Source organism: Capillimicrobium parvum (assembly GCF_021172045.1).
GTDB lineage: Bacteria > Actinomycetota > Thermoleophilia > Solirubrobacterales > Solirubrobacteraceae > Capillimicrobium > Capillimicrobium parvum.
The window spans coordinates 2,918,341-2,941,163 of the sequence record NZ_CP087164.1 but is presented as its reverse complement, the minus strand read 5'-3'; the positions used below and the strand labels follow the sequence as shown (position 1 = coordinate 2,941,163).

The window sequence follows — 22,823 nt, the reverse complement described above, 5'->3', positions numbered from 1 at the left end:
TGGGCTTCCATACCGCACCACATCGGCACGGACTCCGAACATCCTTAGTGGTCAATCCTCGTCATGTCCCACTCACTCGCCCGAGGCCGACTTGGGCCACCCGCGCCGGCTCGCGACGTGCCTGGACCGCGCTCGCAGTGATTCGCTCACGGATTCATTATTCGATTCCTTCATCAGCGACTTTGCGAAACCTCACTTCGTTGCACCGACTGGCTCGCCAGCGTGCAATCGCGCGTCTCATCGTTGCAATGGCCGGGCCATGTCCTAGCCTTGGCACCCAATGCTTCCTGCGTTGATCGCCGCCGCCGTCATCGCAGTAGTCGTAGCCGCCTGGCTGATCCGGCGATCCTCGCGGCGACCCGAGCCGACCGCCCGAACCGAGACCAGTGTGCGGCCCGTGTTTCCGGAGGAAGGCATTCTCGTCCCACCAGGAGTCCTTGGCGCTGCCGGTGCGGCGCCGACCACGGTCTGGGAAGCGCTCGAGACGGCTGCGATGCCAGTCGCGGTTGAGTACCGGCCCGTAACCGAGTCGGACATTGCGAGGTACCGGGCCGTTCCGGTGAACGCATCCGCTGAGCAGGCGGTTGTCAACATCGTCAAGGCTCTCAACCCGATGAGCCCGACGCTCTACCGCGTTGTCCTCCCGAAAGGCGCCGAGCTCGTCAAGGCTGCCGGCACGTCAGGGTATCGAGGGTTCTCCCGCTCCGGCGGAAAGACCGCCCATGCCGTCCTGACGCCAGTCGCTGCTGGTGGCGCAGTCGCAGCCGGCTGGCCGGTGCTCGCTGTCGCCGGAACGGTGATGGCCGTTGACATGGCGGCCCGGCGCGAACAGGTTGCCCATCAGCGCAGGATCGAGACGATCCTTGGTCGGCAGGAGGAACGCCACTACACCGAAAGGCTGAAGGATCAGTGGTCCGCCGATAGACAGCTGTCTCGCGCGATCAGCTTGATGCTCGACGGCCACAATCCGTCGATGGAACTCGCACTGAAGAGCGCAGACGATGAGTTCCACCGCTCAGGGCAGTTCCTGGAGAGCAACCGCGGCGCGGTCGACCGACTTGTCGACGCGGATGGCAAGGTGGACTACCGTCAACTTGAGCAGGCGCTTGGTGGCAAGACGAAGGACGTAGACCACTTCGTTCGGGACCTCCACCTGTCGCGGGCCGCAATCGCGATCAAGCGCAAGGCGCTCATTGCCGATGCCGCGTCCGTCGCTCTCGTCGACCCCCACAATCCATACACGGCGTTGCAGAAGCACCTGGACAGCGAAGCACGCCTGCTGGAGCAGACCCACGCGGCTGCCGAGGATCTGACTCGACAGCTCTCCGAGATCGAGCTGAAGGGCCGCTGGCGCGACCGGGACAAGTCCCTGGCCGAGCGGCAGGCCAAGCTCCGCGCTCAAATCGCGCCGGCGACGGTCGACGACAGCTCGGAGCTTCTCTACCTCTCGACGAGCGACGGCGAGATCTTTCATCTGCTCCCACCCGAGGTCCCGGAATCATCGGCCGAGGCCGAACGGGAGGAGCAAATCGCGGACGCCGACGAAGCGCTCGGTATCGCCGATGAGCCCGTAACGAACTCAGGGCAGGTCCCGCGGCGGGCCCCACTCCGCACGGAACCCACGGGCGGACCGCAGTGACTGCCGGCGACCAGCGCGCGCCGGCCGAGCTGTACGACGCGTTCATCAAGTCCGAGTGGCAGGACATCTTCCGCAAGGAAGTCCACGTCCAGCTCGACAACGGCTCGCGTTACGTACCCAACGGCGGATCGCAAGGCGTCTCGCTCCTGCGCAGAAGCGTCAATGCCTTCGACGAGGCGATTCGACTGTGGAGCGGGCCGACCGACGAACCGATCGGCAGTAGCCAGGGCTACGACCGCATCGTCGACCAGGCCGGCATCCAGTACACGTGGGAGTGGTTCCTCATCGAGCCCGGCAGGCCGTGGGTCGACGCGGTCCCCGAACTCGTCCGCCGACGCATCGAGGACGACCTCGCACGCCGCGACCAAGCCGCGCTTGCCCGAGCAAAGGCGCGCGCCGAGCAGGCCGAGCGTGACGCCGAGGCCGAGGACGACCGTGTGATCGCCGTCATGAACGCCCGGCGCGCCGAATCAGGCAAGCCGCCCCTTTCCGCCGATCAGGAAGCAGACGTCCGCGCCGGACGCCGAGAACGGCGAGCCGCTCAGCGTTGATTCTCGACTCGGGCCGCGTCGCTCGTCGTCGGCGGGCGCTTTCCCCTCGCGATCAGGCCGATTCGTTTTCGGATTCATCTTCGATTCGTTTCACACCCTGCTATGCGGCGAATCGGGAATGTCCTTGGGACCGTCGCGTCAGGCAGGTCCCAGCCCGTCGCGCCAGTTGATCGCCTCGAGTTCGACGCGGACGGCATCCATGACCGGGACCACAGGTCGCGCCTGGAACTCGAATGCGGGGAGCATCGAGCAGAACTTGTGGACGGCGAGCGGGTCGTCGCAATCGAGCAGCATGTACCCACCCCAGTCACCCACGCGGATGACAAAGAGCTCGATCGTGAAGGTGTCGGGCGCCGTCCACTGCGTGAACACCTCGAGAATCCGCTTCTGGGCGTTCTCGTACTCCTCAGGCGAGCCTTGCGGGCGCTCGTTCCAGCTGAGCATGTACTTCATGGCTCCTCCTTCGTCGGATTGGAGCTACCGAAGCGGCGGTCCAGCGGATCGCCGCTGACACTACGTGCTGCCCTCGACCCGGAACGCCTCCCGCGCGTACGCACGCTGGGCTGATGGCTCACAGCGCGACCTTACTCGCGATCCGTCCGTCGGACGAACGGGAACCCGTCGGAGCGCTGCTGGCCGAGCGCGGCCTGACGACGCTGAACGCCGACGAGGGCGGCTACGGTCCGCCGCTGCCCGACCACGGCGCCGCGCTGGCGCTGGTCGACGCGGCGGTGCAGCGCGCCGGCGACCGGCCCGGCGACGACGTCGCCTACGCGCTCGACGTCGCCGCCACCCACTTACGTGGGCGTTCGTCCCCCGTGATTCGTTTTCGGATTCATTTCCGATTCGTTCACAACTGCGGACTGCCGCCCAACGCCCGTCGCCTGTCCGCCGGCTGTATGATCGGCTTTCCCCTCGCCTCAGAAGCGGCGGAGCGATCCTCGCGGCTCTAACTCTTGGCCGGCTGGTGCGCGTCGATCCTCAGGTGCTCCGCGTCGGCACCCAGGCTCAAGGACCCATCGATGTCAGTTTCCTCGCCGCAGCGGCCCGCATTGGAGCCGAACTGATGGACAGCCGAACCCCCCGGACGCTCGTGGTGCGGATACAGGAGCGACACTCCCGGCGCATGTGCGAACGATGAAGGCGATCGTCCGCGACCGTTACGGCTCTGCTGACGCCCTGCAGGTCAGCGAGGTGCAGGTGCCCAGTGTCGGTGATGAGGAGGCGCTCGTGCGGGTCCGCGCGGCCGGCCTCGACCGGGGCGCGTGGCACGTCATGGCTGGGCTGCCCTACCTGCTCCGGGTTGCCGGCTACGGGCTGCGCAGGCCGAAGGTCGCCGGACTGGGCTCGGAGCTGGCCGGCGTCGTCGAGGCGGTCGGCGCGAACGTGACGGCGCTCGCACCGGGCGACGCGGTGTTCGGCACTTGCAGCGCTTCGTTCGCCGAGTACGCCTCGACGGACCCGGGCAAGCTCGCGCGGATGCCGGCGAACCTGAGCTTCGAGCAGGCCGCCGCAGTGCCCGTCTCCGCCGTCACCGCTCTGCAGGCGCTGCGCGACCGTGGGCGCGTAAGGGCCGGCCAGCGCGTCCTCGTCATCGGCGCATCCGGGGGCGTCGGGACCTTCGCCGTGCAGATCGCCAAGGCGCTCGGAGCGAACGTCACCGGCGTTTGCACCACCCAGAAGGTGGACCTCGTGCGTTCGCTCGGCGCCGATCACGTGATCGACTACACCCGCGCCGACATCACCGACGACGGCCAGCGCTACGACGTCGTCCTCGACATCGGGGGCAACCGGCCGCTGTCCCGACTCCGCCGCGCCCTCACCAGCGACGGCACGCTGGTCATCGTCGGCGGCGAGGGCGGCGGGCGCTGGACGGGAGGCATCCACCGCCAGCTCGGCGCCATGATCCTGTCGCCGTTCGTACGCCAGCGCCTGGGAACGTTCATCGCCAAGCCGAACAGCACCGACCTCGACGCGCTCCGAGCACTCATCGAGGCCGGCTCGGTCACGCCCGCCGTCGACCGGGTCATTGCGCTGGACCAGGTGCCGGAGGCGATCCGCGATCTCGCCCGGGGACGCGTGCGCGGCAAGATCGTCATCGCCACATAACCCGAACGGCGAGGGGCCGACGACGCGGACGGCGGTGCGCAGGCCGCTTGGCGAGCAAGGCGGTGTCCCCCGGGTGTGGCGTACGTGCGCACGACCGGCGGACCTCCCGCCTGGGTACCGCCACCTCAGCCGGCGCCCGGGGTGTTGCGCCGAGTGGTGGCATACTTATGGCATGGCTCGCACACGACTGAGCACGACCGTGGACGCCGAGCTGCTCCACAGCGTCCGCCGAACGTGGTCGGGCTCCACCGATGCCGCACTGATCGATGCGGCGCTCTCGGCGCTGCTCGCGCGTCACCGCGCGGTCGAGCTGGACGCGAGCTACGCCGCGTACGACGAACATCCGATCGACGAGCCGGACGAGTGGGGCGACCTGGCGTCGTTTCGCCGTGGAGCGGCTGCGTCGTGAGCGCGCTCCCGGCCCGCGGAGAGGTGTGGTGGTGCGACCTCGCCGAGATCGGTCGGCGCCCCGTCGTCGTGCTGTCGCGCGACGTCGCGATCCCTCGGCTTCGTCGCGCCCTGGTCGCGCCGTGCACGACGACCATCCGAGCCCTCGCCAGCGAAGTCGTGCTCGAGCCCGGAACGGACCCCGTCCCCCGACGCTCGGCCGTCAACCTGGACTCCGTCGAGAGCGTCTCGGTGGCCGTACTCGTCCAACGGCTCGGGCGGCTCGCCGACGCGCGCATGCGCGAGATCTGCGCTGCCCTCGACGTCGCCGTCGACTGCCGCGGCTGACGGCACATCTCGACGCGACGCCTCGCCACCGGGTCGATGGTGGATCATCGACCGCGGATCCCTGTGCCCGGCAGCCGCAGCGCGGGCGGCGCGAACGGCGTCCGGTCAGCGGGTGATCACGCGGCCTTCGGCGTCGACCTCGAAGACCGTGATCGGCAGATTGGTGGACTGCCCGATGTCCTCGATCAGGCCTCGTTCCTGCCACGATCGATGCTCCCGGCTGCGCAGCGCGATGAGCACGTGATCGGGGCCGAACGCACGGACATGATCCTCGACGGCGGTCAGCGGGCTGTCGTCACCCACCGCGCCCGCTGCGGCCACCTCCTCTGAGCGCAGCTGCTCGAGCACCACGCCGAGACGCTCGTCGGCGGCCCGGTGCGCCGCATCGACGTCCGATGCAAGCCATTCCAGCCGCGACGTCAACATGGGCGCGACGACGAACACCTCCTCGGCCCCGTCGACGAGCGCACGGACGCTGTGCGGCAGCTCCGCCACTTCGTCGACCGCCGCGCCGACCACCACCAGCAGGCGTTTGCTCTCAGGCATTGCGCTCCTCTCGTCGAACGAGCCGTCCCTTCGGCTTGCGTGTCCGTCCGTCATTCTGGCGGACGGACAGGGTGGCTCGTCGCTGTCGTCATGCTGCGACCGCCGGCGGTGCGGACCCAGGTGTGCTCGCGGCGGCGTGCGTAACCCAGGCGCCGACCGGCCTCGTGGCGCGCCGCTCCCCGATTGCGCCGCGCCTGAGTCGGGAACCAGCGCCGGAGGACCAACCGGATGCTCGACGTGACCTTCGCAGGATGGGCGGCGACGATCTGCCTGATCGCCGGCCTGTTCGCGCTCGATCTCTTCAGGTCGCGACCCGGCCATGCCCACACGGTGGGCTTCCGCGAGGCGGCGATCGCATCGGCCTTCTTCATCGCCGTCGCGATCGGCTTCGGGATCGTGTTCGGCCTGATCGCCGGCTGGAACTACGGGGCGGAGTACTTCGCCGGCTACGTCGTCGAGAAGAGCCTGTCGGTCGACAACCTCTTCGTATTCGTCGTGATCATGTCGGCGTTCGCGGTCCCCGCCGACCACCAACAGCGGCTCCTGACCTTCGGGATCCTCGCGGCGCTCGTCATGCGCGCGGTGTTCATCGCGCTGGGCGCGGCGTTGATCTCGGCGTTCTCCTTCATGTTCCTGATCTTCGGGCTGCTGCTCATCTTCACCGCGGTCCAGCTGTTCCGCCACCGCGACGAGGACCCCGACGTCGAGGACAACGCGCTGGTCAAGCTCACCAGACGGGCGATCCCGGTGACCGGCGACTACGACGACGGCCGCATGTTCACCCGGCTCGGCGGCCGGCGCGCGGCGACGCCGCTCTTCATCGCGTTCATCGCCATCGGCAGCTCCGACCTGCTCTTCGCCCTCGACTCGATCCCAGCCGGTTCGCTCCGCGCCAAGCACGATCGCCAGTCGCACGATGAGGTCGGCGAGGCGTGATGGCCCGTCACAGCTACCCCGGATAGGGGCGGCACGGCTCGCCGCGCTCCCCTGGGCAGGGCGGCAGCGGCGTCGGCACCGCCACGCCCGGCACGACCGGCAGGAGCACTCGCGACGCTATGCCGCCGCCGCGAGCGATCTGCACGCCGGCGGTGCCAGAGGCCGGCCGCGTGTCGCCGAACTCCCACACCGGCTGGTCGCCGCCGGGCGCCGCCACGACGATGCGCAACCGCGAGCCGGCCCGATACACGTGGCCCTGGTAGTACAGCGGGACGGTCACCTTGGTGAACCGCCCGGCGGGCAGCGGCGCGGCCTGCGCCTTCAGCAGCGACAGCACCGGCTCGAGCTCGGTGCTCCTGCCCGGGGCGAGCGCGCGCAGGCTCGAGCGCAGCCAGCCGTTCTGCACGAACGTCTCGTTGCCGTCGGGCCGCACCTCGCTGATCGTCACCTGCAGGTCGACGTCGGGGACGGACGCCTGGATCCACAGGTCGACCGCCCCCGCCCCGATCACCGTCGTGTCGGCGCTCAGCGGCGCGCTCACGTAACCGGACGCCGTCCCCGCCGGGTTCGGATCCCAGTGGTAGGTCGGCGTCGCGGTCCACAGCCCGCCCGGGCCGCCCCCCGTGTTGCCGGTGAAGCTCGTCGGCGGACGCACCTTCGGGTTCCACGTGAACCGGTCCTCGCCCCCGGCCCCCGGGGCGTCCGACAGCGCGCCGCCGGCGTCGAGGTACCACGCGCGCGCCTGCGTGCCCGGGATCGGCAGCGTCGGGAACGACCGCTCGAAGGCGGGAACGGGCGCGCCCGGCATCGACGAGCCGGCACCGTTGTCGAACAGCACCCGCACCGGCGACTGGGCCTGGAAGGCGTTCAGCGCCGAGGCGAAGTCCGGCTGCTGCTGGATCGGGTCGGGCGGCAGCGTCTGGCCGGGGATGCCGAGCACCGCCTGGTAGATCGCCCCGGCCCCCGCGCTCGCCGCCGCGGGCAGGGTGGGCTTGCGCCGGGCGACGTACAGCTCGAGGAAGTCGAACCAGCGGTTGAACGTCGCCGGGTCCAGCGAGTCGGTGTGCACGCCGTTGGTGAACGTGAACCACTTCCGCGCCGTGCCGGTGAAGTGCGCGACGAGCGCCGGGCAGTGCCCGCCGGTCTGCTCGTCGGTCCACTGACAGGCCAGGAACGTCGGCGCGGCGATCCTGTCGACGAACGTGATCGGCGCCAGCGGATCGGCGACCTCGCGGTCGTAGAACTGGTTGGCCTCGGTCTTGGCGAGGAGGTCGACGGCCTGATCGTGCAGCACCTGGTTGGCGCGGCAGACCTCGTCGCCGGCCTTGATGCGGTCCAGCGCCCACGCCTGGCCTCCGGTGGGCGACGCGGGGCGCGCGTCGTACACGCGGTCCTTGGCCCACGACAGCGCGAAGCCGGTGTTGAGGATGCCGCCCGGATAGAGCGTGGTCTGCGTGTTGTCGATGACCGACAGCGGGGTGATCGCCGACAGGCTCGGCGGCCGGGTCGCCGCGACGAACAGCTGGCTGATGCCGCCGTAGGAGACGCCGGCCATGCCGACCTTGCCGTGCAGCACCCACGGTTGACGCGCGGCCGTCTCGACGACGTCGTAGCCGTCGATGCCCTGCAGCGGCTCGAAGTAGTCGAACGCGCCGCCCGAGCAGCCGGTCCCCCGAATGTTGACGTCGACGACGGCATAGCCGAGCAGCTTGAGCACCGCCTGGATCGACCGCCACCTTCGCGGCGGACGCCGCGGGCACGGCGGCGGCGACGACGAGGGCGCAGGCGGCAAGAGCCAGGACATCGCTCGATCGGGACATTCGCGCACCCTTTCACGCACGTGCCACCGGGTGGCCGTGGGTTGGCCGCCGCACGTTTTCGCGCGCGGTGACGTTGGGGCGTCCATGACGAGTCACCGGGTCGGGAGAGCACAGCTGGCGGCGGCCCTGGCCGTGCTGGCGCCGGCACTGACGTTCGCGACGCCCGCACGTGCGGCCGACGCCCCGTTCGCCGCGCGCGCGAGCGTCGAGCAGGTCTACGTCACCGGCGCCGATCCCGGCGGGGAGCTCACGCTCGTCGACCGCGCCGGGCAGGCGGTCGCCACCCGGAACGTCAACGCCCTCGGCGGCGCCCTGTTTCGCAACGTCGCGCCGGCCCGCGGCTATCGCGTCCGCCGGTCCGGCGACGGGGCCACGTCGGCCCCGCTGACGGTGCTCTCGACGCGGGCGGCCCCGCCCAGCACCGACGTCTACGACCAGACCCTGCCGTCGCGCGGCTACGGCTACCTCACCACCCGCGACGGCACGCAGCTCGCCTACAGCGTGCATCCTCCTCAAGATGCGCTGAACGTCCTGCCGGTGGGGTCCCAGCTGCCGACGCTCCCCTCGGGCCCGACGCCGACGCTGATCGAGTACTCCGGCTACGGGTACGCGGACCCGGCGGGTCCGCAGAGCGGCATCGCCGTGCTGGCCAACCTCATGGGCTTCACCGTCGTCGACGTGAACATGCGGGGCACGGGCTGCTCGGGCGGCGCGTTCGACTTCTTCGAGCCGCTGCAGAACCTCGACGGCTACGACGTCGTCGAGACCGTGGCGCGCCAGCCGTGGGTGCTCAACCACCAGGTCGGGATGATGGGGATCTCCTACGGCGGCATCAGCCAGCTGTTCACCGCCCAGCTGAACCCGCCGAGCCTCGCGGCGATCTCGCCGCTGTCGGTCATCGACGCCACCCAGACGACGCTCTACCCGGGCGGCATCCTCAACACGGGCTTCGCCGTGGCGTGGGCCCAGGAGCGCGTCCACGACGCCATGCCGGCGTCCGCGGAGGGCGGCCAGCCATGGGCGTACGAGCGCATCCAGAACGGCGACCAGACGTGCAGGGACAACCAGGCGCTGCATCCCGAGGCCGTCGACCTCATGGCCAAGGTCCGCGCGAACGCCCACTACGTCCCCGAGGTCGCCGACCCGCTGTCGCCCGTCACCTTCGTCGACAAGATCAAGGTCCCGGTCTACATGGCGTGCCAGTGGACCGACGAGCAGACCGGCGGCCACTGCCCGGCACTCGTTTCGCACATGACCGGCACGCAGCGCAGGTGGTTCACGTTCACCAACGGCACGCATGTCGACTCGCTGGCTCCGGAGACCTTCAACCGCTGGTACGACTTCCTGTCGCTCTACGTGGCGCGCCGGGCGCCGATCGTCAACTCGGCGACCATCCGCGCCGCCGCACCGCTGATCTACCAGGAGGCGATGGGGATCACGGGCGTGACGCTGCCGCGCGACCCGATCCAGGAGGAGCCGACCTACGACGGTGCGCTGGCGGCGTTCGAGCGGCTCAAGCCGATCCGCGTGCTGTTCGAGAACGGCGGCGGGAGCCCGCAGGCCGGCGCCCCCCACCCCACGTTCGAGCAGTCCTTCGACGCGTTCCCGATCCCCGCCACGACGGCGCGCGCCTGGTACCTGGCCGGCAACGGCGCGCTCACCGACGCGGTGCCCGCCACGCGCGGCGCCGAGACGTTCACCTGGGACGCCCACGCCCGGCCGCTGACCGACTTCACGGGCGACACCGCGGCGGGCGCGGGCGGCCTGTGGACCGCGACGCCGGGCTACGCCTGGCAGGAGAGCCCGGACGGCAGCGCAGCGTCGTACCTGACCGCCCCGCTGGCCGCCGACACGACGGTCATCGGCGCCGGAGCGGTGAATGCCTGGCTGCGGTCCTCGAAGCCGAACGTCGACCTGCAGGCCACCATCAGCGAGGTCCGCCCCGACGGCAAGGAGACCTACGTGCAGAGCGGCTGGCTGCGGGCGAACGAGCGCGCGCTCGACCAGAGCAGGAGCACGCCGCTGGAGCCCGTGCTCAGCCTCCGGGCCGCCGACGTCGCGACGCTGCCGGCCGGCACCTTCGTGCCGGTGACCATCCCGCTCTACTACCAGGGCCACGTGTACCGGGCGGGCTCGCGGCTGCGCGTGTCGATCAGCGCGCCCAACGGCGACCAGCCGATCTGGTCCTTCGGCGAGACCGACCCGCCGGGCAGGGCGAAGGTGACCATCGCCCACTCCCAGCAGATGCCGTCGCACCTGCTGCTGCCCGTCGTCCCCGGCGTGAGCGCGCCGGCCGGCCTGCCCCCCTGCCCGGGTCTGCGGGGCGAGCCATGTCGCGACTACCAGGGCGCTCCATGACAGCGGGCGCGGCGCGGTTGGTTGTCCTGTCTCGGACAACGTCTCGCTTGCGGTGCTCCCTTTTCCGGATAGATGTCCTCAAGTATTCGGATGAGGGCGACCGTGGACCGGTACAGGCAGAGACGGGGCGGCATCGCCGTCCTCCTGGCGGCGATCGGCGTGCTGTGCACGGCGGCACCGGCGGGCGCGGTGCCGGGGCTTGACGTCCACACGGGCGTCGTGAGTGTCACGGCGTCGGTGGCGCCCGTGGACCTCTATGCACGCGCCCTGCCCGCCGCGGTGTCGGACGATCCGCAGAGCGCGGCACCCGCCGTCGCGGCCGCACCCGCCGTCGCCCTCACCGCGACGGCCTCCGTGGAAACGGCGCCCGTCGCCGACGTCACGGCCACCACGGTGCCGGCCGGCACGGCGAGCGCACGACGGGTCGACACCTCGGTCGCGCTCCACGAGGCCACGGCGGATGCGACGCCCCCAACTCGCGCTGACGCCGCCCCGCAGCCGCGGCGTGCCGCGGAGGCCTCGCCGGTGCCGGAGACGGCCGAGGTCGCGCCCTCGAGCGCGCGGTCCGGGCCGGCGCACCCGGCGCACCGCCGCTCCCGTCCGCATCGGCCGCGACCGGAAGCGCCGCGTCGCGTCGCGAACCACAGGCTCGCCTCGGCGCCGGAGCCGGTCGCCGTCGCCCCACAGGCCGCCGGCCGGGACCGCGCGGCGACGGCGCGCACCGAAGACCGAGCCGACCACCGCCGTGCGTCGTCACGCAGCACGTCCTCGCGATCGCCGCTGACCCCGGCGTCCCGCCGTGACGTCCACGCCGCCCCGGGATCGAGCCTGCCGGACGCTGCGCCGTCCGGTGCGGGCGGCGTGGCCGCGGTGCTCGCCGGGATGCTCTTCGTGCTCGCCGGCGCCGGCGTACGTCTCCGCGCGCCGGCGATCGCGCTCGCCGCCCCGCCCGCGGCACCGTACCTCGGGCGCATCGTCCCGCCTGACTGACCCGGTCGAGCTGCCGAACGTCGCCCCGCACGCCGATCGGCGCGGGGCTCGCACCGCACGGACTCGACAAGGAGCATTCATGAGACATAGATGGATGGCGCTCGTCGCCGGCCTCGCCGGCGCCGCGCTCACAACGGCCCCTGCCCAAGCGCAGGCAGGCCAGACCGTCGACGACGCTCTCGGGACGGCGCAGGCCGCCGCGGTGACCGTCGACGCGCCGGTCCGCGTCCTCAGCGACGGCGACAACGCGCCGGCCGCCTCGCCGGCGACCGCCGCACCACAGACGACATCGGACTCGACGGGCACGGCCCAGGCCGGCCCGGTGACCGCCGACGCACCGGTCCGCGTCCTCAGCGACGGCGACGAGCAGAACCCCGGCGGGACGACCACCGCCGGAGCCGACCAGCAGACCACCGGCTCCACCGGTACCGGTCAGATCGGCGGCGGCCGGATCGATGCACCGGTCCGCGTCCTCAGCGACGGCGACCACGCGACCGCCGGCGATGGTGCGGCGAGCGTCCAGCGCACCAGCGGATCGACCGGCGCCGCGCAGGTCGCCGACGCCGGAGTGGGCGCGCCGGTGTGCGTGCTCAGCGCCTGCACGTCGACGGCACCCGCCGGGTCCGGCGGGGAGACCACGGCGACGGACGAGACGAGCGACAGCTCGGGCAGGCTCGCGCTCGGAGGCGTCGACGTCGACGCACCGGTCTGCGTTCTCGCGTCCTGCTCCACCACGCGATCGCAGACCCCGGCCGAGGCGGACGTCCCGGGAGCGCCGGGCAGCGGTGGCGAGCCGGCCGTGCCCACGACGCCCGGAGCAGGCGCAGCCACGACGGCCCAGGACAGCCATCCCGCACCGGCGGCGCCGGTCAACGGTGAGCCGTCCTCCCCGGGCGCGCCGCAGGACGACGGCGCGGGCAGCCCGTCCGGCGCGCCGAGCATGGGCGACGGCGCCACCACCCCGACGGCCCGCACCGAGACCGTCGCGTCCAGATCGCCCAGCCCGGCGGCCGACGACCAGACGCTGATGCGCTCCGGTCTGCCGTTCACCGGGCTCGACCTGGGCCCGGTCGCCGTGATCGGACTGCTCCTGCTCGCCGGCGGCGCGCTGTTGCGCCGGCTGGCGCTCCGGGAGGGATGAGGGTCGCGTTCGGGGCGCCGCCGGCCCGGCGGCGCCCGGGCAGCAGCCCCCGCGCGGGGCGGTCGCTCCTACCGGCGCCGAGGAGCGTCGCGCCGCGCCGTGGCCGCACACGCCACGCACAGCACGCTGTCGGGCATCGCCCGCAGCCGGCCCGCCGGAATCGTCGCCCCGCATCGGTCGCAGATCCCGTAGGTGCCCTCGTCGAGCTTGGCCAGCGCCCGCTCGGTGCGCATCAGGCCGCTCTCCAGCGAGCGGCCGACGCCGATCTCGGTCAGCCGGCTGATCGCCTCGACCGTGCCGTCCCCGATCCGCTTGCCGAACCCCTGTGCGCTGCCCAGCTCGGGGCGCTGTGCTAGCCCGCTGACGCGCCCGCTCACCACGTCCCTGCGCGCCTCCAGGTCGCGGCGGATCGCCTCGAGGTCCAGCGTGGGCTCGTCGGAGGAAGCGGACATGGCTTCCTCCTACCCGCGAACGGCCGCGGCGGCTACCCGGTGGGCGTGGCCGGGCCGCCGCGACGCTCGATGGCGGCGTCGACGTCCTCCTGGTCCAGCGACGCCCAGTCGTCCGGGTCAGGCGCGACGTCGACGACCCTCTTGCGCTGGGGCTCGACCTTGACCGGCTTGCGGCGGATCGGATCGAGCCGCACGTCCTGCGGTGCGACGCCGGCCCCGGCCCGGCACATCCACTCGTCGCCGTCCTTGTCGGCGATCGCCTTGCGCAGGCACGCACCGAGCGCGACCTGGCCGAGGGCGTTGGGGTGAAGCGACTCCTGCTTGTCCCCCTGCGCTACCCCGACGCTGACGACGCGCGCCCACTCGAGATCGCCGTCCGCGGCCGTGCCGTCGGCCTTCGCCGACACGGAGCAGATCTCGTGGCCCTGCAGCAGGTTGCGGACGTCGAGGAACTCGACCTTCTCCGCGACGGCGACCGCGCGCAGCTGGTCGGCCACCGTCGGCACGAACGTGTCGCGCGCCCAGTCGAGGTCGCTGTCCCACATCCCGCAGCCATACGTGACGCGATCCCAGCCCTTCTCCCCCAGGCGGTTCTCGCTGCCCCGCGGGACCGGCGACGGGTAGCTCTGGAGGATGAACCGGTACTCGTCGCGGTCGTAGCCGCCGTCCTTCATGACGGCGCGCAGGTCGTCGATGACATTGCGGACGTTGCTCATCGTGCGCGACATGCGAGCGTCGATCTGCTTCTCGGCGTCGTCGTGACAGGCGCTGCCTCCGCGGAGGTAGCGCGTGACGCAGTCCTGCGCGGCGTCGCCGAACCCGAGGTCGTTGCCGCCGATCGACAGCACGATCACCTGGACGTCGAAGTCCTTGACCACCTGGACGAACTGATCGCCCTGCGTCTGCGCATCCTTGAAGGGCGTCCCGCCGGACCCCTTGCGCAGGACGTTGACGGTCTCCGAGCCCGAACACGCGAGGTTGACCGCGGTGGTGCCCAGCCGGGTCGCCGAGATCGCCTCCGACACGTCGGACCGGTGGCAGCCGTTGACGTCGCTGCCGTTGAGGTAGACCTTCGTCAGGTCGGTCACGCCGCCGGTGAACGCCCGGTCCGTTCCGGCGCTGTCACCACTGGTCGTCGTGCTGTTGCCCTTCCAGCGGCCGGCCTCGCCCGAGATGTAGCTGTCGCCCAGCGTCACGACCGCCCGCTGCGGGGACTTCGGCCCGGCGTGGGCGGCGGTGGCAGATCCGAGGAGGGCACCCAGCACCACGGCAGCGATCGTCGCGCGTCTCATCGAGATCCGTCTCATCGAGTCGCGGGGCAGCCTACAGATCCGTCCGGATGGCCGCCGGCTATGCCAGCTCAGAGAGCATCGCGCCCATCCCCGCAAACCGAGACACCCGCGCCGCCTCCGGGCGCACGGCCCGACGTCCGGCGCTGACCGGCAACGGCGACGTGACATCCTGCAGGGCATGGGCGTTCGGCGGGTGGTCCCCAACATCCAGGCGGAGGATCCCGCCGCGGCCGGTGAGTTCTATGGCGAACTGCTCGGGCTCGAGGTCGTCATGGACCAGGGCTGGATCGTCACGGTCGCGGCGCCCGGCAACCCGTCGGCGCAGATCAGCGTGGTGCGCGAGGACGCCGGCGCGGCGGTGCTCCCGGACGTGTCGATCGAGGTGGACGACGTGGATGCCGCGCACGCGGCCGCCAAGCGCCGGGGCTACGAGATCCTGCATCCGCTGACCGACGAGCCGTGGGGGGTGCGGCGCTTCTTCGTCCGCGATCCCACCGGCAGGGTCCTGAACATCCTGACCCACATCTGACGGTCCGTCGTCAGCGCAGGATGAGGACGACCACCAGCACGACGACCACGACGAGGATCCCCGTCGCGGCCACGCTGATCGGGCGCTGGCGCCGCCAGAAGTCCGGGTTCGCCCGGTCGCGGCTGTAGCGCCCCTCCGGGGGCTCGCCCACCCAGTCGTCATCGTCGTCGGCCATGGTCCGATCCTGCCCGGTTCGGCGTCGCGCCACGCGGCGGCGCCCGCCGTCCGGCCGGCTCGTCTCGCGCGTGGGCCTCGTCGTCCTGACAGACTGGCCGGCGGGAGACCGCGATGATCCACGTTCGCGTACGGCTCGGTGTCGGACTCGCCCGGCTCGCCCCCGCGCCGGTGGTCTCCCTCGACCTGCCCGACGACGCCACGGTCGCCGATGCGCTCGCCTCACTCGGCGCCGCGCAACCGGATCTCGCCGGCCCGCTGCACTCCGCCCTGCCGGTGGTCGGCGGCGAGCACGCGCACCGCGGGCGGCCCCTGGCGTCCGGCGACGAGGTCGCCTTGCTCATGCCGATCTCCGGAGGCACCTGACATGGCCATCGAACAACCGCAGGCGCGCTCCGCGACCGCCCAGCAGACCGTGTTCGTCAGCACGTTCACCAACGGGCTGCTCGGTCCCGATGTGCCGATGGCCGGGCCGGTGGCCGACGGTGGCCACATCGTCGTCAACACCGCGCCGGGCTGCTGGGGCCCGATGATCACGCCGTCGATCCGCGGCGGTCACGAGGTGTGCCAGCCGGTCGCGGTGGCGGACGCCCGGGTCGGGGACGCGATCGCGATCCGCATCCGCGACATCGAGGTGACGTCGATCGCGACCGCGTCGGGCAACGACCGCCCGGTGGAGGGCCGCTTCAACGGCGACCCGTACTGCGCGCCGGTCTGCCCGGACTGCGGCACGGAGTGGCCGCAGACGCGGATCGAGGGGACCGGCCCGACGTCGATCCGCTGCGTGAACTGCGGCGCCGATGCGGCGCCGTTCCAGTTCACGAACGGCTACACGATGGCCTTCGACGAGCTGCGCGGCGTCGGCGTCACCGTGCCCGGGGACACCGCGGAGGCGTTCGCCGCCGATGCGCCGCGATATGCCGCGCTGCCCGGCGGGTCCCGCCAGAACCCGATCCTGACGTTCGCGCCGCACGACATCGTGGGGCTCGCCACCCGCCTGCGCCCGTTCATGGGCCAGCTCGGCACGTCGCCGTCCGCGACGATCCCCGACTCCCACAACGCCGGCGACTTCGGCGCCTTCCTGATCGGCGCGCCGCATCGCTACGCGCTGACCGCCGCCGAGCTCCAGGAGGCCAAGACCGACGGCCACATGGACATCGACGCCGTCCGCGCCGGCGCGATCCTCGTCTGCCCGGTCAAGGTCGACGGCGGCGGCGTCTACATGGGCGACATGCATGCGCTCCAGGGCGACGGTGAGATCGCCGGCCACACATGCGACGTGTCCGGCACCGTGACGCTGCAGGTGGAGGTCGTCAAGGGGCTCGCGATCGATGGCCCGCTGCTGCTGCCGGTCGCCGAGGACCTGCCGTATCTCGCCCGGCCGCTGACCGCCGAGGAGCGCATGCGCGCCGAGGCGCTGGGCCACCGCCATGGCGTCGAGCGCATCGAGGAGTCGCTGCCGATCTCGGTGATCGGAACCGGACCGGACCTCAACAGCGCGACCGACAACGGCCTCGCCCGCGCCGCGACGCTGCTGGACATGAGCGTGCCGGAGGTGATGAACCGGGCGACGATCAGCGGCGCGGTCGAGATCGGGCGGGCGCCCGGCGTCGTGCACGTCACCTTGCGGGCGCCCGTCGACCGGCTTGATGCACGGGGGCTGCTCGGCTACGCGCGCGACCAGTACGGCGAGGCGGCCTGAACCCTGCGCTGGCGCCCGTGCGCTCCAGTGCGAAGCGCAGAAGGTGAGCGTGTAGCGTCGAGGCGGTGAAGCGCATCGGCTTTCTCTCGTTCGGCCACTGGAGCCGCTCGCCCGGTTCGCAGACGCCGACCGCGCGCGACGCGCTCGCGCAGACGATCGAGCTCGCGGAAGCGGCGGAGGCGATCGGCATCGACGGCGCGTACGTGCGCGTGCACCACTTCGCCCGCCAGCTCGCCTCGCCGTTCCCCCTGCTCGCCGCGATCGGCGCCCGCACGAGCCGCATCGAGATCGGCACCGCCGTCATCGACATGCGCTACGAGAACCCGCTCTACATGGCGGAGGACGCCGGCGCCGCGGACCTGATCGCCGGCGGCCGGCTGCAGCTCGGCATCAGCCGCGGGTCACCCGAGCCGGCGCTGCGCGGCGCCGAGGCCTTCGGCCACGTCCCGCGCGAGGGCCAGACCGACGCCGACCTGGCGCGCGAGCACACCCGGATCTTCCGCCACGCGATCCAGGGAGCCGGCGTCGCGCGCACGGACCCGACCATGACCGGCACGTCGGGCGCGCTCCCCATCCAGCCCCAGTCCCCCGGGCTGGCCGACCGCATCTGGTGGGGCTCGGGCACCCGCCGGACCGCGCGCTGGGCGGCCGAGCAGGGCATGAACCTGCAGAGCTCGACGCTGCTGACCGAGGACACCGGGGTGCCGTTCGGCGACCTGCAGGCCGAGCAGATCAACCTGTACCGCGCGGCCTGGGCCGACGCGGGCTGGCAGCGCGAGCCGCGCGTGTCGGTCAGCCGCAGCGTCATCCCGATCACGACCGATGAGGATCGCCGGTACTTCGCCGCGCGCGGCGCCGAGAGCCAGGACCAGATCGGGTATCTCGAGGGCGTCGCCGCGCGGTTCGGGCGCAGCTACAACGGTGAGCCCGACGTCATCGCCGAGGAGCTCAGCCGCGACGCCGCCGTCCGGGAGGCCGACACGCTCCTGCTCACCGTCCCCAACCAGCTCGGGGTGGAGTACAACGCCCGGATGCTGGAGACCATCGCCGAGCACATCGCTCCGGCGATCGGCTGGCAGCGGGCCGCCGAGCCGGCGGCCTGAGCGGTCCGGAGACGCCGCGACCTCGGGCGGGGGTCGCCGTGGGCTCGCCCCGCCCGGCCGGGCTGGCGCGCCCGTCTCAATCCTCCGGCAGCCAGCCCGCCCGGTAGCGCACCGGGCCGGGCGGCGGCAGGTGGGCGTAGGCGACCCTCGCGTCGTCGGTCTCCTCCCGCACCCCGGCGCCGTGGCGCACCGCGACCGGATCGACCGTGTACGCCCCGCCGTTGCAGCCCTGGTCGAGGTGGCCCCGGGCGCCGATCGCGAGGACCACGCAGGGTCCGTCGCCGGCTCCGACGATCATGTGCCGCGTCTCGGGCGGGCAGTGCACGAAGTCCCACCGGCGCAGCGCCCGCTCCTGGCCCTCGACGAGCAGCAGCGGCTCGCCCGAGAGCACGACGAACTCCTCGGCATCGGCCTCCCAGTGGTACATGCCGATCGGCTCGCCGGGGCCGAGCACGGCGATCGCGACGCCGATCTGCGGGAAGTAGCCCTCCGCCTCCTCCTCGGTCCAGCCGGTCAGCGGCACGTTGACCCCGCGCCGCGGGCGGTCGATCCACCGCGCCTCGCGCGCGTTCAACACGAACCATCCGTGCCCGGCGGGGACCAGCCCCGCCTCCGTCTGCTCGAGCTTCGCCTCAGGGACCATGCGCCGATCGTACGGACGACCGGCGCCTGAGCGGCGCCGCGCCAAACGGGAAGGAACCGGCCCCACCCGGCGTCACTGCCGGTAGCAGGGCAACCCACCGGGAGGAGGAAGCATGTCGCGCAAGCCGCTCGTCGCCGTGGTCATCCTGGCTGCCGCGATCCCGGCCGGCCTGGCCGGCGCCGCGTCGTCGCAGAAGTACGACGCGACCCTGAAGGGCAGCTCGGAGGTCCCGAAGTCGAGCTCGAAGGCCACGGGACACGCCGAGTTCACGATCGCGCCGAACGGCAGGTCGATCAGATACGAGATCACCGCGAAGGGCCTGACCGGCCCGGCGCAGGCCTCGCACATCCACCTCGGCCGCCCCGGTCAGGCCGGCGGCGTCCTGATCTCGATCTCGACGAAGCCGTTCAGCCTCCCGCGCGCGGGCCGGCTGACGGCCAAGCAGTTCACCGCCGTCGGGAACGTCAAGACGTTCGCCCAGGCCGTTCGGGCCATGAAGGCCGGCCGGACGTACGTCAACATCCACACGATGCAGTTCCCGGCGGGCGAGATCCGCGGTCAGGTGCGCCCGCACGACTGAGCGGCGCCGCTCATCCGCGTAGGACCTCGTCGAGCGTACGGCCGCTGACGACCGATCCGGGCGCCTCGGCGGCGATGTCCGAGCCGGGGCGCGCGTCGTCGTCGCGGCGCTTGACGAGCAGCCACTGCGCCTTCTCCCCCGGGCGCGTGCGCTGCAGCGCGAATCCCCCGCGCAGCTTCTCGCCGTGTAGGACGAAGACGGCGTGCCCGCGGTCGAGCGCCTCCGGCCACGGCACCCGGCCGCCCTGCTCGTAGCCGCCGCGGTCCCAGACGATCACGCCGCCCTCGCCGAGCCGGCCCTCGAAGTCGTTGTGGCCCATCGAGTGGTCCTCGACCTCGACGGCGAGGCGCTTGACGGCCGGGTCGAGCGACGGCCCCTTCGGCACCGCCCACGAGCGCATGACCCCGCCGACCTCGAGGCGCAGGTCGAAGTGGCGGGCGGTCGCGGCGTGCTGCTGCACCACGAACACGCCCGCCGGCACCCCGCGGATCGCGAACTGCTCGTGGCCCTCGCGGCGGACGCGCTCGACATCGACCGTCCGGCCGTCCTCGCTCAGGAACGCGGCGAGCGCGTCGACGGACGCGGCGTCACCTTCGGCATGGACCTGGAGCCCGCCGTCGTCGGCCGCCCGCACCCACCCCAGGACGCCGAGCGCCGCGGCACGCTCGGCGACGTCCTCTCGCAGGGCGCCGCCCAGCGGCTGCTCCGCGGTGACGCGGGCGCGGATCGCGGCGGTCGCGGCCATCCCGGGATCGTGACAGCGCCGGCCGTCGGAGGCCCCGCCCCGCGCGGGCGCCGCATCGGTCATTCGTCCGATTTCGGCCAATCGTCTCCAGGTTCTGGTTTCATGCCGCGCCCGAGCTCCGGCTCGCCCGGTCCAGCAATGCAAGGAAGTGATGTTCAGTGGTGTCTCCGCCTCGTCGCGCGACAGGTCGTTGCGCGCGCCGACTCGCCACGCCGGCGTGCCTCGCCGCTCTGGCGCTGGCCTCGCTGCTCGCCCTCGTCGCGGCGCCTGACGCACGCGCCGCGGCGCGCGGCACGTCCGTCGTGCTTCCCCTCCCGCGCTCGGGCGACCTCACCTACGGCGTCGCCCAGGTCCGGATCGGTCGTACGAAGGCGCCTCGTGCCGGCGGCGGGGCCCGCATCTTCCGGGCGAACGTCGGCGGGCTGAAGGTCCGCGCCGGGTCGCGCGGGTGGTCCGCGCGTGCGAAGACCACCGACGTGCGCGTCGCCGTGACGCGCGTGACGGGCGGCAGCTCGCGCCTGCGGAACGTCGTCTTCCTGATCGCGCGGCGCCGCGACGGCTCCCGGCCGAAGACCGGCGGCACGGTCCGCTTCACGATCGCCAACGCCTCCCCGGTCGTGAAGTCGTTCTGGGTGCACCGGGTCGGCAAGGGTGGCCGAGCGGACATCTTCCGCACGCCGAACGCGATCTCCACCGCGCTGCACAACTGGTCGAAGTACCTCATCGCCCTGAAGGCGGCGCAGGCGCTGTCGGCGGCGCACAACCCGGTCGACGCGACCGGCGAGCTCGCGTCCAAGGGACGGGCGACGGCGCGCACCGTGAAGCTGCACACCGCCGGCACGCGTGTGAGCGGTCGCGCCATGACCGTGCTGCGCATGCTGTACGGCACCGTCGGAGACCGCAACGCCTTCCAGGCGACGAAGCGCAGCCCGCTGGCCACGCAGTTCATCGCCCGCGATCTCCGCAACCCGGCGCTCGCCCGCCGGTGGGCGAAGGTCGTCGGCGTGCTGCCGGACGCCGTGCCCGACCGCTACGCCGCCTCGGCGCAGCAGGAGGCGAAGTTCGGCAACGTGTCGGCGCCGCGCATCTCGCGCCACCGCGTCGTCATCGCGGACACCACCAACGCCGCGTCCCAGGCCGCCATCGAGACGCCGCGCGTGTCGGGCGACACCGTGCCCGGCGCTCCGGTCGAGGTTCGCTTCGCGGGCACGGGCGTGGGCCTCGTCTACTTCCAGGGCGACGGCGGCCAGATCTGCCGGACGACGTGCTCCGCCTTCTACACGTCGGGCCAGAGGGTGCGCATCGAGGCGCACGCCGGCGTCGCGTCGGAGCTCGCGTCGTGGCAGGGCTGCACGGGCGGCACGACCGGCGACAACCACGGCATCCGCGGCTACGTGTGCAACCTGATCATCGACGCGACGAAGGTCGAGCCCAAGCGGGCGCTCATCGTCACGTTCAACGCCACGACGCCCACGCCGCCGCCGGCGCCTGAGCCGCCTCGCGGCTTCACCGAGGTGCCTCCGGCGGGCGGCTCGTCGTCGGGCGGCGGCTCGTCGTCCGGCGGTGGCGGCGGCACGCCGTCCTCCCCGTTCCGGGCGGTCGTCCAGTACCCCGCCACCTCCCATCCCGTGGGCGTCGGGCTCGCCGACTTCAACGGCGACGGCGCGCAGGACGCGGCGGTGCCCGAGGACGCGCTGGACCCGGGCGCGGCGGACGACGTCCAGGTGCGCGCCGGGAGCCTGAGCTCCCCGGGCCATCCGAACGGCACGTTCGGCGCCGCGGCGTCGGTCGCCCTCGGCACGAGCGCCGATCCGACGGGCGCGGTGACGTCGGACTTCGACGGCAACGGCTTTCCCGACGTCGCCGTGTCGCTGTCGCGGACGCAGAACGGGGCCGGCGACGACGCCGTCGCGCTGATTCCCAGCACCGGCGCCGGCGGTCTGAGCTCGAGCGCGAGCTTCTCCGCCACCGGGCCCGGTGCGGCGGACATCGCCGCCGGCGACCTCAACGACGACGGCTATCCGGACCTCGTCACGGCGAGCTCCACGGGACCGTCCTCGACGGGGTACGCGTCCGTGACGCTCAACCGCGGGGCCGCCGCGCCGCCGCGCTTCGCCGCGCCGCAGCAGGTCCCGTCCGGCGGCACGGACGCCGGATCGGTGGCCGTCGGCGACCTCGACGGCGACCTCAAGCCCGATGTCGTGGTGGGCAACCTCGGCGACGGCACGGTGACCGTGCTGCGCAACACCACGGCGTCGGGTGTCACCACGGCGTCGTTCGCGGCGCCGCAGACCGTGCTCGGCACGCCGTCGGATCGCTATCCGCTCGACGTGCAGGTGGCCGACGTCGACGACGACGGCCGCGCCGACATCGTGGTCGCCAACCACGTCCAGGGCAGCGTGACGGTGGTGCGCAACACGACGACGACCCCCGCGGCGCCGACGTTCACGAGCGCCACGTACCCGTCCGCCGGCGGCGACCCGCTCGGCCAGAACCCGACCGGGGTCGCGGTGGCGGACTTCGACGCCGACGGCCGTCCGGACGTCGCCCTGTCGAACTTCGTCTCCGACAACGTGTCGCTGCTGCTCGGCACGGGCGGCGGAGGACTCGCGGGCGCCGTCCACCAGGCGGCGGGCGCCGGCCCGCGCGGACTGGCGTCGGCCACCCTCGACGACAACGCCCGTCCGGACCTCGTCGTGGCCGACTTCGGGCGCTACCCCGACGGCTCGGGCAACGGCGAGACGATGGGCAGCATCGGGGTGATGCTCGCGCCGTGAG

The 22,823-nt window shown here is 72.4% G+C and carries 23 protein-coding genes and 1 pseudogene; 16 read left to right on the top strand and 8 right to left on the bottom strand.

Annotated features, from left to right (window positions below; translation table 11 throughout):
* Positions 1-292 precede the first annotated feature (292 nt).
* Both DSM104329_RS14355 and DSM104329_RS14350 read left to right on the top strand, forming a co-directional pair.
* Positions 293-1,639, top strand: coding sequence for a hypothetical protein (locus DSM104329_RS14355; protein WP_259316127.1), 1,347 nt, complete (start codon positions 293-295; stop codon positions 1,637-1,639).
* Positions 1,636-2,190, top strand: coding sequence for a hypothetical protein (locus DSM104329_RS14350; RefSeq protein WP_259316126.1), 555 nt, complete (start codon positions 1,636-1,638; stop codon positions 2,188-2,190). Before DSM104329_RS14355 ends, DSM104329_RS14350 begins: the two co-directional genes overlap by 4 nt.
* A gap of 138 nt (positions 2,191-2,328) precedes the next feature.
* On the opposite strand, the gene DSM104329_RS14345 is transcribed toward DSM104329_RS14350, so the two are convergent.
* Positions 2,329-2,643, bottom strand: coding sequence for a DUF3303 domain-containing protein (locus DSM104329_RS14345; RefSeq protein WP_259316125.1), 315 nt, complete (start codon positions 2,641-2,643; stop codon positions 2,329-2,331).
* Positions 2,644-2,756: 113 nt separating this feature from the next.
* Between DSM104329_RS14345 and DSM104329_RS14340 the strand changes: the two genes are divergently transcribed.
* The 4 genes from DSM104329_RS14340 to DSM104329_RS14325 all read left to right on the top strand — a co-directional run bounded on the left by DSM104329_RS14340 (position 2,757) and on the right by DSM104329_RS14325 (position 5,034).
* Entirely contained in the window at positions 2,757-3,143 is a 387-nt protein-coding gene (locus DSM104329_RS14340) for a hypothetical protein (protein ID WP_259316124.1), read from the top strand.
* Positions 3,144-3,327: 184 nt separating this feature from the next.
* The gene (locus tag DSM104329_RS14335) at positions 3,328-4,299 is read left to right on the top strand and encodes an NAD(P)-dependent alcohol dehydrogenase (protein WP_259316123.1); all 972 of its coding nucleotides are present in this window, start codon (positions 3,328-3,330) and stop codon (positions 4,297-4,299) included.
* 172 nt (positions 4,300-4,471) lie between these two features.
* A complete protein-coding gene (locus DSM104329_RS14330) occupies positions 4,472-4,708 on the top strand; it encodes a DUF2191 domain-containing protein (protein WP_407655889.1) in 237 nt (78 codons plus the stop codon).
* The gene (locus DSM104329_RS14325; RefSeq protein WP_259316122.1) at positions 4,705-5,034 is read left to right on the top strand and encodes a type II toxin-antitoxin system PemK/MazF family toxin; all 330 of its coding nucleotides are present in this window, start codon (positions 4,705-4,707) and stop codon (positions 5,032-5,034) included. The genes DSM104329_RS14330 and DSM104329_RS14325 overlap by 4 nt, the downstream gene beginning before the upstream one ends.
* Positions 5,035-5,139: 105 nt before the next feature.
* Here DSM104329_RS14325 and DSM104329_RS14320 read toward each other — a convergent pair whose 3' ends face one another.
* Positions 5,140-5,556 carry a hypothetical protein gene (locus DSM104329_RS14320; protein ID WP_259316121.1) on the bottom strand — a complete coding sequence of 139 codons (417 nt, stop codon included), beginning with the start codon at positions 5,554-5,556 and terminating at the stop codon, positions 5,140-5,142.
* 252 nt (positions 5,557-5,808) lie between these two features.
* On the opposite strand from DSM104329_RS14320, the pseudogene DSM104329_RS14315 reads away from it, so the two are divergent.
* Positions 5,809-6,459 (top strand): annotated as a pseudogene (locus DSM104329_RS14315) (TerC family protein); the annotation flags it as partial.
* Positions 6,460-6,529: 70 nt separating this feature from the next.
* On the opposite strand, the gene DSM104329_RS14310 reads toward DSM104329_RS14315, so the two are convergent.
* Positions 6,530-8,233 carry a CocE/NonD family hydrolase gene (locus DSM104329_RS14310; RefSeq protein ID WP_259316119.1) on the bottom strand — a complete coding sequence of 568 codons (1,704 nt, stop codon included), beginning with the start codon at positions 8,231-8,233 and terminating at the stop codon, positions 6,530-6,532.
* A 187-nt stretch (positions 8,234-8,420) separates the two neighbouring features.
* On the opposite strand from DSM104329_RS14310, the gene DSM104329_RS14305 reads away from it, so the two are divergent.
* From DSM104329_RS14305 to DSM104329_RS14295, 3 genes are all read left to right on the top strand, one after another.
* Positions 8,421-10,694, top strand: coding sequence for a CocE/NonD family hydrolase (locus DSM104329_RS14305; RefSeq protein WP_259316118.1), 2,274 nt, complete (start codon positions 8,421-8,423; stop codon positions 10,692-10,694).
* Between the two features lie 102 nt (positions 10,695-10,796).
* Positions 10,797-11,684: a hypothetical protein gene (locus tag DSM104329_RS14300; protein ID WP_259316117.1), complete on the top strand. Its 888-nt coding sequence runs from the start codon at positions 10,797-10,799 to the stop codon at positions 11,682-11,684.
* A gap of 79 nt (positions 11,685-11,763) precedes the next feature.
* Complete coding sequence (locus tag DSM104329_RS14295) at positions 11,764-12,825, top strand: hypothetical protein (RefSeq protein WP_259316116.1); 1,062 nt, start codon at positions 11,764-11,766, stop codon at positions 12,823-12,825.
* Between the two features lie 68 nt (positions 12,826-12,893).
* On the opposite strand, the gene DSM104329_RS14290 is transcribed toward DSM104329_RS14295, so the two are convergent.
* Positions 12,894-13,277, bottom strand: coding sequence for a TraR/DksA family transcriptional regulator (locus DSM104329_RS14290; RefSeq protein WP_259316115.1), 384 nt, complete (start codon positions 13,275-13,277; stop codon positions 12,894-12,896).
* Positions 13,278-13,309: 32 nt separating this feature from the next.
* Positions 13,310-14,569: a GDSL-type esterase/lipase family protein gene (locus tag DSM104329_RS14285; RefSeq protein WP_259316114.1), complete on the bottom strand. Its 1,260-nt coding sequence runs from the start codon at positions 14,567-14,569 to the stop codon at positions 13,310-13,312.
* Positions 14,570-14,747: 178 nt separating this feature from the next.
* Between DSM104329_RS14285 and DSM104329_RS14280 the strand changes: the two genes are divergently transcribed.
* Positions 14,748-15,098: a VOC family protein gene (locus tag DSM104329_RS14280; protein WP_259316113.1), complete on the top strand. Its 351-nt coding sequence runs from the start codon at positions 14,748-14,750 to the stop codon at positions 15,096-15,098.
* Positions 15,099-15,108: 10 nt separating this feature from the next.
* Here the strand turns inward: DSM104329_RS14280 and DSM104329_RS14275 are convergent, their stop codons facing one another.
* On the bottom strand, positions 15,109-15,273 hold the full coding sequence (locus DSM104329_RS14275) for a hypothetical protein (protein WP_259316112.1): 165 nt from the start codon (positions 15,271-15,273) through the stop codon (positions 15,109-15,111).
* A gap of 113 nt (positions 15,274-15,386) precedes the next feature.
* On the opposite strand from DSM104329_RS14275, the gene DSM104329_RS14270 reads away from it, so the two are divergent.
* The 3 genes from DSM104329_RS14270 to DSM104329_RS14260 all read left to right on the top strand — a co-directional run bounded on the left by DSM104329_RS14270 (position 15,387) and on the right by DSM104329_RS14260 (position 18,077).
* Positions 15,387-15,638: a MoaD/ThiS family protein gene (locus DSM104329_RS14270; protein ID WP_259316111.1), complete on the top strand. Its 252-nt coding sequence runs from the start codon at positions 15,387-15,389 to the stop codon at positions 15,636-15,638.
* A 1-nt stretch (position 15,639) separates the two neighbouring features.
* Positions 15,640-16,974 (top strand): acetamidase/formamidase family protein, encoded by a 1,335-nt coding sequence (locus DSM104329_RS14265; RefSeq protein WP_259316110.1) that lies wholly within the window; start codon positions 15,640-15,642, stop codon positions 16,972-16,974.
* A 65-nt stretch (positions 16,975-17,039) separates the two neighbouring features.
* Positions 17,040-18,077 (top strand): LLM class flavin-dependent oxidoreductase, encoded by a 1,038-nt coding sequence (locus DSM104329_RS14260; RefSeq protein ID WP_259316109.1) that lies wholly within the window; start codon positions 17,040-17,042, stop codon positions 18,075-18,077.
* Positions 18,078-18,153: 76 nt separating this feature from the next.
* On the opposite strand, the gene DSM104329_RS14255 is transcribed toward DSM104329_RS14260, so the two are convergent.
* On the bottom strand, positions 18,154-18,720 hold the full coding sequence (locus DSM104329_RS14255; RefSeq protein ID WP_259316108.1) for a cupin domain-containing protein: 567 nt from the start codon (positions 18,718-18,720) through the stop codon (positions 18,154-18,156).
* Positions 18,721-18,832: 112 nt separating this feature from the next.
* Between DSM104329_RS14255 and DSM104329_RS14250 the strand changes: the two genes are divergently transcribed.
* Positions 18,833-19,300, top strand: coding sequence for a CHRD domain-containing protein (locus DSM104329_RS14250; RefSeq protein WP_259316107.1), 468 nt, complete (start codon positions 18,833-18,835; stop codon positions 19,298-19,300).
* Positions 19,301-19,310: 10 nt separating this feature from the next.
* On the opposite strand, the gene DSM104329_RS14245 is transcribed toward DSM104329_RS14250, so the two are convergent.
* A complete protein-coding gene (locus tag DSM104329_RS14245; protein WP_259316106.1) occupies positions 19,311-20,045 on the bottom strand; it encodes an acylphosphatase in 735 nt (244 codons plus the stop codon).
* A gap of 161 nt (positions 20,046-20,206) precedes the next feature.
* Between DSM104329_RS14245 and DSM104329_RS28890 the strand changes: the two genes are divergently transcribed.
* Positions 20,207-22,822, top strand: coding sequence for an FG-GAP repeat domain-containing protein (locus DSM104329_RS28890; protein WP_268738869.1), 2,616 nt, complete (start codon positions 20,207-20,209; stop codon positions 22,820-22,822).
* The last annotated feature ends 1 nt before the right edge of the window (position 22,823 follow it).

What these genes read in the sequence shown, in the direction of transcription:
- DSM104329_RS14345 (WP_259316125.1), bottom strand. Translation starts at nt 2,643, where the DNA reads ATGAAGTACATGCTCAGCTGGAACGAGCGCCCGCAAGGCTCGCCTGAG.
- DSM104329_RS14340 (WP_259316124.1), top strand. Translation starts at nt 2,757, where the DNA reads ATGGCTCACAGCGCGACCTTACTCGCGATCCGTCCGTCGGACGAACGG.
- DSM104329_RS14335 (WP_259316123.1), top strand. Translation starts at nt 3,328, where the DNA reads ATGAAGGCGATCGTCCGCGACCGTTACGGCTCTGCTGACGCCCTGCAG.
- DSM104329_RS14330 (WP_407655889.1), top strand. Translation starts at nt 4,472, where the DNA reads ATGGCTCGCACACGACTGAGCACGACCGTGGACGCCGAGCTGCTCCAC.
- DSM104329_RS14305 (WP_259316118.1), top strand. Translation starts at nt 8,421, where the DNA reads ATGACGAGTCACCGGGTCGGGAGAGCACAGCTGGCGGCGGCCCTGGCC.
- DSM104329_RS14295 (WP_259316116.1), top strand. Translation starts at nt 11,764, where the DNA reads ATGAGACATAGATGGATGGCGCTCGTCGCCGGCCTCGCCGGCGCCGCG.
- DSM104329_RS14290 (WP_259316115.1), bottom strand. Translation starts at nt 13,277, where the DNA reads ATGTCCGCTTCCTCCGACGAGCCCACGCTGGACCTCGAGGCGATCCGC.
- DSM104329_RS14285 (WP_259316114.1), bottom strand. Translation starts at nt 14,569, where the DNA reads ATGAGACGCGCGACGATCGCTGCCGTGGTGCTGGGTGCCCTCCTCGGA.
- DSM104329_RS14280 (WP_259316113.1), top strand. Translation starts at nt 14,748, where the DNA reads ATGGGCGTTCGGCGGGTGGTCCCCAACATCCAGGCGGAGGATCCCGCC.
- DSM104329_RS14275 (WP_259316112.1), bottom strand. Translation starts at nt 15,273, where the DNA reads ATGGCCGACGACGATGACGACTGGGTGGGCGAGCCCCCGGAGGGGCGC.
- DSM104329_RS14270 (WP_259316111.1), top strand. Translation starts at nt 15,387, where the DNA reads ATGATCCACGTTCGCGTACGGCTCGGTGTCGGACTCGCCCGGCTCGCC.
- DSM104329_RS14265 (WP_259316110.1), top strand. Translation starts at nt 15,640, where the DNA reads ATGGCCATCGAACAACCGCAGGCGCGCTCCGCGACCGCCCAGCAGACC.
- DSM104329_RS14255 (WP_259316108.1), bottom strand. Translation starts at nt 18,720, where the DNA reads ATGGTCCCTGAGGCGAAGCTCGAGCAGACGGAGGCGGGGCTGGTCCCC.
- DSM104329_RS14250 (WP_259316107.1), top strand. Translation starts at nt 18,833, where the DNA reads ATGTCGCGCAAGCCGCTCGTCGCCGTGGTCATCCTGGCTGCCGCGATC.
- DSM104329_RS14245 (WP_259316106.1), bottom strand. Translation starts at nt 20,045, where the DNA reads ATGGCCGCGACCGCCGCGATCCGCGCCCGCGTCACCGCGGAGCAGCCG.